We start from the raw sequence: 9,414 nt of genomic DNA, 5'->3' as shown, positions 1-9,414 counted from the left end.
CAAGGCCTGGGGCGAGCGGCTGCTGCGTCACGCCAGCAGCGAGCAGATGCATCAAGAGCTGGATTACTGGCAGCAAGCGTTGCAGGGCGTACCTGCAGCACTGCCGTGCGATAACCCTCACGGTAAACAATTGAATCGTGACGCGCAGGTGGTGCAGACGCATCTGGACAAAACGCTGACTCGACAGCTGTTGCAGCACGCTCCGGCGGCGTACCGGACTCAGGTCAACGACCTGCTGTTGACGGCGTTGGCGCGGGTCATCAGCCGTTGGGCGCAGACGCCTTCGGTGCTGGTGCAGTTGGAGGGGCACGGCCGCGAGGAGTTGTTCGACGAGCTGGACCTGACCCGCAGCGTGGGGTGGTTCACCAGCGTATTCCCGGCGAAGCTCACCCCGGCGGCCGATATCGCGGGTTCCATCAAGCAGATCAAGGAGCAACTGCGGGCGATCCCTGAAAAGGGCCTGGGTTTTGGCCTGCTGCGTTACTTGGGGGATGCCCACGCGCAATCGGTGCTTGAAGCGTTGCCGACACCGCGTATTACCTTCAATTACCTCGGTCAATTCGATAGCAGTTTCCAGGCGCAGGACGCGTTGTTCATGCCAGGCCGCGAGCCTGCCGGGGCCGAGCAAAGTCCTGAAGCGCCACTGGGCAACTGGCTGGAAATCAACGGCCAGGTGTACGACGGCGAGCTGGACTTGAGCTGGACCTTCAGCCCGCACATGTTCGATGCACAAGCCCTCAAGGCCCTGGCCGATGACTATGCCGGTGAGTTGCAAGCGCTGATCGAACATTGCTGCCTGCCGTCCACCCAGGGTGTGACCCCTTCGGACTTCGCCCTGGTGCAGTTGACCCAGCAGCAACTGGAAGGGTTGCCTGTACCCGCAGGGGATATCGAGGACATCTTCCCGTTGTCGGCCATGCAGCAAGGCATGTTGTTCCACAGCCTTTACCAGCAGGACGCCAGTGATTACATCAACCAGATGCGCCTGGATATCGATGGTCTGGACACAGCGCGTTTCCGCGACGCCTGGCAAGCGGCGGTGGATGCCCATGACAGCCTGCGCAGCGGTTTTATCTGGCAGGGGGAGTTGGACCATCCGCTGCAGATCATTCGCAGGCAGGCGCCGCTGAGTTTTGTCGAGCACGACTGGCGTACTCGTCCCGAGCTGGCGGCGGCGCTGGACGCTGCTGCCGCTGCCGAGCAGGCGCAGGGTTTCGATCTGGGCGAGGCGCCGTTGCTGCGCTTGACCCTGATTCGTACGGGCGAGCAGCGTCATCATCTGATTTACACCCACCACCACATCCTGATGGACGGCTGGAGTAACTCGCAGTTGCTGGGTGAGGTGCTGCAACGCTACAGCGGTCAACATGCGATGGCGCCGGTCGGCCGTTATCGTGACTATATGGCGTGGCTGGCATCCCAGGATACGGCACGCAGTGAGCTGTTCTGGAAGGCTCAGTTACGCCCTCTGAGCGAGCCCACCCGGCTGATCCAGGCGTTCGGCGCCACGCCTGTGCCGGTGCAAACAGAGCCTGCCTACGGTGACTACCAGCAACTGTTCGACGCCGCCCGTACCCATCGCCTGAACGAGTTCGCCCGTCAGCACAAGGTCACGCTCAATACCGTGCTTCAGGCCGCCTGGCTGGTGTTGTTGCAACGCTACACCGGACAGCAGACCGTATGTTTCGGTGCCACGGTCTCGGGGCGCCCGGCCGAAATTCGCGATATCGAGCAGCAGGTCGGGCTGTTCATCAATACCTTGCCAGTGATCGCCGAGGTTCGTGCCGAGCAGCCGATGGGTGAGTGGTTGCAGGTGTTGCAGCAACAAAACCTGATGCTGCGGGAGCACGAGTACACCCCGTTATTCGAGATCCAGCGCTGGGCCAGCAGTGCCGCCGATTCGCTGTTCGACAGCCTGCTGGTATTCGAGAACTACCCGGCTTCCGAAGCGTTGCGCCAGGCGGCGGTGCCCGAGCTGAGCTTCGGCCCTGTCGACAGCCAGGAGCGGACCAACTACCCGTTGACCCTGGCGGTGGCGACCGGCGAGACCCTGGCGATTCACTACAGCTACCTGCGCGCGTCTCTGGCCGCCGAGCATGTACGCCAGATCAGCCTGCACCTGGAACAACTGCTGGAACACATGCTGGCATTGGTTCCGGGTGCCGCAGTCGGCGAGTTGCAACTGGTGACGGCCATCGAGCGCCAGCAATTGGTGGATGACTGGAACTGCCGTGATACGCGCTTCAGTACCACCACTTCGATCCATCAGTTGATCCAGGCCCAGGCCCTGCGTGCACCGGATGCCGTGGCCTTGATGTTTGCCGAGGAGCAACTGACCTATGGGCAACTGGATCGGCGTGCCAACCGCCTGGCCCACAAACTGATCGATCAGGGTGCCGGGCCGGACGTTCTGGTGGGCATCGCCCAGGAACGTGGGCTGGGCATGGTGGTTGGGCTCCTGGCGATTCTCAAGGCGGGCGCGGCCTATGTGCCGCTCGACCCGGAATACCCGCGTGAACGCCTGGCCTACCTGATGCAGGACAGTGGCATCGGACTGCTGCTCACCGATTCGCGCCTGGCTGAGCGCCTGCCGACGCCCGTCGGGATCACGCGCCTGGAGCTGGACCGTCTGGCGCTGGACGCAATGCCCGACAGCCCACCGGTGGTCGACCTGCACGGGCAAAACCTGGCCTATGTGATTTACACCTCGGGCTCCACCGGCCAGCCCAAGGGCGTGACGGTTGCCCATGACGCCCTGGCCATGCATTGCCTGGCTATCGGCGAGCGCTATGCCATGAGCGAGCAGGACTGCGAGCTGCATTTCATGTCCTTCGCGTTCGACGGTGCCCATGAACGCTGGCTGACCACCTTGAGTCACGGTGGCCGCCTGTTGATTCGCGACTCCAGCCTCTGGACGCCGGAGCAGACGTACCAGGCCATGCACCGTCACGGTGTGACCGTCGCGGCATTCCCGCCGGTGTATTTGCAGCAATTGGCCGACTACGCCGACCAGCATGGCAACCCTCCGGCCGTGCGCATCTACTGCTTTGGCGGTGATGCGGTGCCCCAGGCGTCGTTCGAGCTGGTCAAGCGTGCGCTCAAGCCGCAGCACATCATCAACGGCTATGGCCCGACCGAAACCGTGGTTACGCCGCTGATCTGGAAGGCTGCGGCAGACCAGATGTGCGGCGCCGCCTATGCGCCGATCGGCAGCCGTATCGGTGACCGCAGTGCCTATGTACTGGATGCCGGCGGCGGGTTGCTGCCCCAGGGCCTGGCCGGTGAGTTGTACCTGGGCGGGGAAGGGGTGGCGCGTGGTTACCTTAACCGTGCGGCGCTGACGGCCGAGCGCTTTGTACCGGATCCGTTCGCTGGCTCCGGTGGCCGTCTGTATCGCAGCGGCGACCTGGTTCGCCAGCGGGCCGACGGGGTGATCGACTACCTGAGCCGGATCGACCACCAGGTAAAAATCCGTGGTTTCCGTATCGAGTTGGGGGAGATCGAGGCTCGGTTGCAGGAGCAACCGCAGGTGCAGGAAGCCGTGGTGCTGGCGCAAGAGGGCGTGAACGGGGCGCAACTGGTGGGCTATGTGGTGACTGCCGTCACTGCAGCAGACGAGGAGGTATCGGGCGCGCGGACTAAATTGCGTGAGCGGCTCAACGTTCGTCTTAAAGAGATTCTGCCGGGCTACATGGTTCCTACCTATCTGGTGTTCCTCGAAGAGTTGCCCCTGACCCCCAATGGAAAGCTGGATCGCCGTGCACTGCCGGTGCCCGACGCCAGCTTCATGCAGCGCATTTATGCCGCCCCGCAAGGCACCGTGGAGCAAACCCTGGCCGCTGTCTGGGCGGACGTCCTGGGCGTGCAGCAAGTGGGCAGGGAGGACAACTTCTTCGAGTTGGGTGGGCATTCATTACTGGCGACGCAAGCGACTGCGATGGCGCAGATGCAATTGGGAGCCAACGTCGCGCTGGACCTGATCTTCAAGGCAAGCACCTTGCGTGACTACGCAAGTGCTGTTGATGGCTGCTTGAACAGCAACCTTGAGCAGGACCTGAGCGATATGCATGACTTCCTCACCGAGCTGGAGACAAATTGAGATGGCGTTAATGGATAACATCGAGCTGGTTCAACGTTTCATCAGGCTGGCGCTGCCTCAGCGCAAGGCCTTTTTTGAAAAGTTGGCCAGCAAGGGCATGAGCCTTGGGCAACTGCCTGTGCCGATGATCCGCCATGAGTTTGAAGCCATACCGTTGTCCTATGCCCAGCACCGCCAGTGGTTTCTCTGGCAGTTGGAGCCCGAGAGCGCGGCCTACCACGTACCTGCTGCCCTGCGTTTGCGGGGTGTGCTGGATGTCGAGGCTTTGCAGCGCAGCTTTCAGGTGTTGATCGAGCGTCATGAGTCCTTGCGTACGCGTTTTGTCCAGGATGCCGGGCAGACGTTGCAGGTGATTACCCCGGCGGCGGACTTTAACCTGCCGGTGCACACCCTGGAGCCTGGCGATGCGGCCGGGCTTGAGGCGCGCATCAGTGCATTCGTCGAAGCACAGACGCGTCAGTTGTTCGATTTGCAGCAAGGCCCGTTGCTGCGGGTCTGCCTGTTGCGCGTGGCGCCGGACGAGCATGTGCTGGTGCTGACCCAGCACCATATCGTTTCCGATGGTTGGTCCATGCAAGTGCTGGTTGAGGAACTGGTGCAATGCTACGCCGCCTTCACCCAGGGCCACGCTCCGCAACTGCCGGCGCTGGCGATCCAGTACGCCGACTACGCCATCTGGCAGCGACACTGGATGGAGGCCGGCGAGCGTGATCGTCAACTCGCTTACTGGACCGCGCAGTTGGGCGACCTGCCGCCGGTGCTGGAGCTGCCCACCGACAAGCCCCGTCCCTTGCAACCGAGCTACCGTGGCGAACGCCTGGAAATTGTCCTGGATGCGAGCCTGGGGCAACCTTTGAAAGCCCTCGCCCAGCGTGAGGGGGTGACGCTGTTCATGGTGTTGCTGGCATCGTTCCAGTTACTGCTGCACCGCTACAGCGGGCAGCGGGATGTCCGGGTCGGGGTGCCGGTGGCCAACCGCAACCGGCCGGAAACCAAAGGCCTGATCGGCTTTTTCGTTAACACCCAGGTGCTCAAGGCCGAGATCGACGGCCAGATGTCGTTCCGGGCCTTGCTGGCCCAGGTCAAGCAGGCAGCCTTGGGCGCCCAGGAGCATCAGGAACTGCCCTTCGAGCAGTTGGTCGAGGCGCTGCACCCCGAGCGAAGCCTGGGGCATAACCCGTTGTTCCAGGTGATGTATAACCACCAGAGCGAAGGTCGCGGCTCCAGTGCCGAGCCCGTATTGAACCTGCCGCAGTTGACCGTCGAAGGCCTGGACTGGAAAACCTGCACGGCGCAATTTGACCTGACCCTGGACACGGCGGAGTCGGCACGCGGTCTGTCAGCCGCACTGACTTATGCCACCGATGTATTTACCGCCGAGGCCATCGAACGCCTGGCGCAGCATTGGCAAAATCTGTTGCGGGCAATCATCACCAGTCCGCACCAGGCGGTAGGGGAGTTGCCGTTGCTGGCGGCGGACGAACACCGGCGCATCCTCCAGCAGCGGAACCCGAACCTGCGGGCATTCGACGTGAACCAGTGCCTGCACCATTTGATCGAAGCCCAGGCCGAGCGTACCCCCGATGCCCTTGCCATCAGCTACGAAGATCAGCACCTGACGTACGGTCAGTTGAATGCGGATGCCAACCTGTTGGCGTATCGGCTGATCGAGGCCGGTGTCGGCCCTGATGTGTTGGTGGGGCTCTCTACCGAGCGCTGCCTGGAGATGCTGGTCGGTCTGCTGGCGGTGCTCAAGGCCGGTGGTGCCTATGTGCCCATGGACCCTGGTTATCCACAGGATCGTTTGCATTACATGATGCAGGACAGCAGCATTGCGTTGCTGTTGGCGCAGTCCTCTGTGCTTGAACACTTGGCGCCAGCACCGTCGATTCGTGTGCTGGCACTGGATAACGTCGTCGGCGCAGGCCAGGAACCGTCGGGCAACCCGCAGGTGGCGGTCAGCCCTGACAACCTGGCATACGTGATTTACACCTCGGGCTCTACCGGACAGCCCAAGGGCGTGCTGCTGCCCCATCGCAATGTGGTGCGCCTGTTCAGTGCCACCGATGACTGGTTCCGCTTTGGCGCGACGGATGTGTGGACGCTGTTCCACTCCTGTGCCTTCGACTTTTCCGTGTGGGAGCTGTTCGGTGCGCTGACATACGGCGCGCGCCTGGTGGTTGTGCCCCATGACGTCAGCCGTTCCACCGAAGACTTCTACGCCTTGCTCTGCCGTGAGCAAGTGACCGTGCTCAACCAGACACCTTCGGCGTTCAAGCAGTTGGTGCAGGTCGCCTGCGCTCACCCGGCCGCAGGCCTTGAGCACTTGCGCTACGTGGTGTTTGGCGGTGAGGCACTGGAGGTCAACGCATTGCAGCCGTGGTTTGAGCATTTCGGTGATCGTTCGCCGCAACTGATCAACATGTATGGCATCACTGAAACCACCGTTCACGTGACGTATCGACCCATCACCCGGGCCGACTTGGCGAACGAGGCGAGCAGCCCGATCGGCGAGCCTATCGTTGACCTGTCCTGGTACCTGCTGGACGCTCAGCTCAACCCGGTCCCTGAAGGTTGCATCGGCGAGCTGTATGTCGGCCAGGCGGGCCTGGCCCGAGGCTACCTGCACCGTGGCGATCTGACCGCCAGCCGGTTTATTCCCGATCCGTTCCGTGCTGACGGCGCGCGCCTGTACCGTACCGGCGACCTCGCGCGTTTGCGTGCGGGCGGGGTGGTGGAATATGTCGGGCGGATCGACCATCAAGTGAAAATTCGCGGGTTTCGTATCGAGTTGGGTGAGATCGAGGCGCAACTGCTCAAGTTGGCTTGCGTGCGTGAAGTTGCGGTGTTGGCGCGGCCCGGCGTGGGCGGCCAGCAGTTGCTGGCCTATATCGTGCCGGCCGCACCGGTCTTCGACGCAGAGACCCATGATGGCCTGCGCGAGACCATTCGCCAGTCGCTCAAGGCCGAGCTGCCGGACTATATGATTCCGGCGCATGTGGTCTTTCTGCCGAGCCTGCCGTTGACGGTCAACGGCAAACTCGACCGCCAGGCGCTGCCAGAGCCTGAGCTGCAACAGCAGTCGTATGAAGCGCCGTGCGGTGAGCTGGAACAACAGGTGGCGTTGATCTGGCAAGAGGTCCTGGGGGTTGAGCGTGTCGGTCGCCAGGACGATTTCTTCGAGCTCGGCGGTCACTCGTTGCTGGCCACCCAAGTGGTATCGAGGGTGCGTCATGGTCTTGAGCTGAACGTGCCGCTCAAGGCGTTGTTCGAGCACACGACCCTGCAGGCATTCGCCCGGGTATTGAACCAGGAACCCGCCGAGCAGGCCCCCGCGTTTGTCGTGGTTGATCGTGGCTCGGCATTGCCGTTGTCGTATGCCCAGGAGCGCCAGTGGTTCCTCTGGCAGCTCGATCCCCTGAGTGGTGCCTACAACATACCGACGGCCTTGCGCCTCGCAGGCGCGCTGGATATCCAGGCGCTCCAGAGCAGCTTTGACGAGTTGCTGGTGCGTCATGAAACCTTGCGTACTACGTTTGTCCAGGACCATCAGCGCACCCTGCAAGTGATCCATGCGCCAGTGCCAATGGCGATTGTCGTGGACACCCTTGACGCCGGCACTGATCCGCACGCCGGGATTGCCGCTTATGTGCAGACCCATGCCGAGGCGTTGTTCGACCTGCAGACCGGGCCCTTGTTACGCGTGAAGTTGTTGCGCCTGGCCGATGATGATCACGTGCTGGTGCTGACCCAGCATCACATCGTCTCCGATGGCTGGTCCATGCAACTGATGGTGCAGGAACTGGTTGAGCTCTATGACGCCTTCAGCAGCGGCCGCGCGCCTGAGGCCAGGCCATTGCCGATCCAATATGCCGACTATGCCGCCTGGCAGCGTCAATGGATGGAGGCCGGTGAGCGTAAGCGCCAACTGGCTTATTGGACCCGGCAACTGGCCGGTGACCAGCCGTTGCAATTGCCGTTGGACTATTCGCGCCCGGCCGAACAAAGCTTTCGGGGGGCGCAGCTGGAAATCGTCCTGCAACCCGGGCTCGGCGCTTCGCTGCTCGGCCTGGCCCAGCAACTGCGTGTGACGCCGTTCATGCTCTTGCTTGCCTCATTCCAGACGTTGCTGCATCGCTACAGCGGGCAATCCGACATCCGGGTCGGGGTCCCGATTGCCAACCGCAACCGGGTTGAGACCGAGCGCCTGATCGGCTTTTTCGTCAATACCCAGGTACTCAAGGCCGATGTGAAACCGACCCTGGCGTTCGCGGATGTCGTGCAGCAAGTCCGGCAGACCGCCCTTGAAGCCCAGGCTCACCAGGACCTGCCATTCGAACAGTTGGTTGAAGCGTTGCACCCTGAGCGCAGCCTGAGTCATAGCCCGCTGTTCCAGGTGATGTTCAACCATCAGAGCGAGGCGGCGCGCGGACAGCAGGCGACGCGCTTGCCGGGCCTGGCCATCGAAAGCCTTGAGTGGGCCAGCCACACGGCCCAGTTCGACTTGGTGCTCAATACCTTTGAAACCGGGCAAGAGTTGGCCGCCACGCTGACCTACGCCACCGATCTGTTTGCGCCGGCGACGGTCGAGCGTCTTGCCGGCCATTGGCAAAACCTGCTGTGCAGCATTGTCGCGGATCACACGCGGCCGGTTGCCGAGCTGTCGTTGCTGGGCGGTCATGAGCTTGAGTTGATTGAGCGGACCTGGAACGCCAACACCCTGGACTTCCCGCGTGAGCGGTGCATCCATCAGCAGATTCAGGATCAGGTGCAGCGTACGCCCGACGCCCTGGCGGTTATCTGGGGTGATGAGCAACTGACCTACCGCCAGTTGAACGGCCGGGCGAATGCCCTGGCCCACAAGCTGGTGGCGCTGGGTGTTGGCCCTGAAGTGCGGGTTGGCGTGGCCATGCCGCGCAGTGCGCAGATGGTTGTGGCATTGCTCGCGGTGCTCAAGGCGGGTGGTGCGTATGTACCGCTGGACCCGGATTACCCGGCCGAGCGCGTGGCCTACATGCTCAAGGACAGCCAGGCGCGGGTGTTGTTGACCCAGGCTGCTGTGGCGCTTGAGGTGGATGCTTCGATTGACGTGCTGCTTGTGGATGCTCAGGAAGTTGATGATCAGGATCTGGACGTTGCGGTCCACGCCGGCAACCTGGCCTATGTGATCTACACCTCCGGCTCGACCGGCCTGCCCAAGGGCGTGGCCATTACTCACCGTAACGTGGCGGCGCTGACCCAGTGGTCGCAGCAGGTTTACAGCCCTGAAGACATTCAAGGGGTGCTGGCCTCCACGTCGATCTGCTTCGACTTGT

The 9,414-nt window shown here is 62.5% G+C and carries 2 protein-coding genes; both read left to right on the top strand.

Going from position 1 to position 9,414, the window contains the following annotated elements:
* Positions 1-4,099, top strand: a 4,099-nt coding sequence (locus HX839_RS15130) for a non-ribosomal peptide synthetase (protein WP_177067264.1), incomplete at its 5' end; no start/stop codon positions are given.
* Between the two features lie 10 nt (positions 4,100-4,109).
* The coding region (locus HX839_RS15125; protein ID WP_177067265.1) for a non-ribosomal peptide synthetase at positions 4,110-9,414 on the top strand (5,305 nt) is incomplete at its 3' end.

The organism is Pseudomonas sp. I8001 (genome assembly GCF_013385345.1).
Taxonomy (GTDB): Bacteria; Pseudomonadota; Gammaproteobacteria; order Pseudomonadales; family Pseudomonadaceae; genus Aquipseudomonas.
This window is presented reverse-complemented; position numbering and strand designations above follow the sequence as displayed.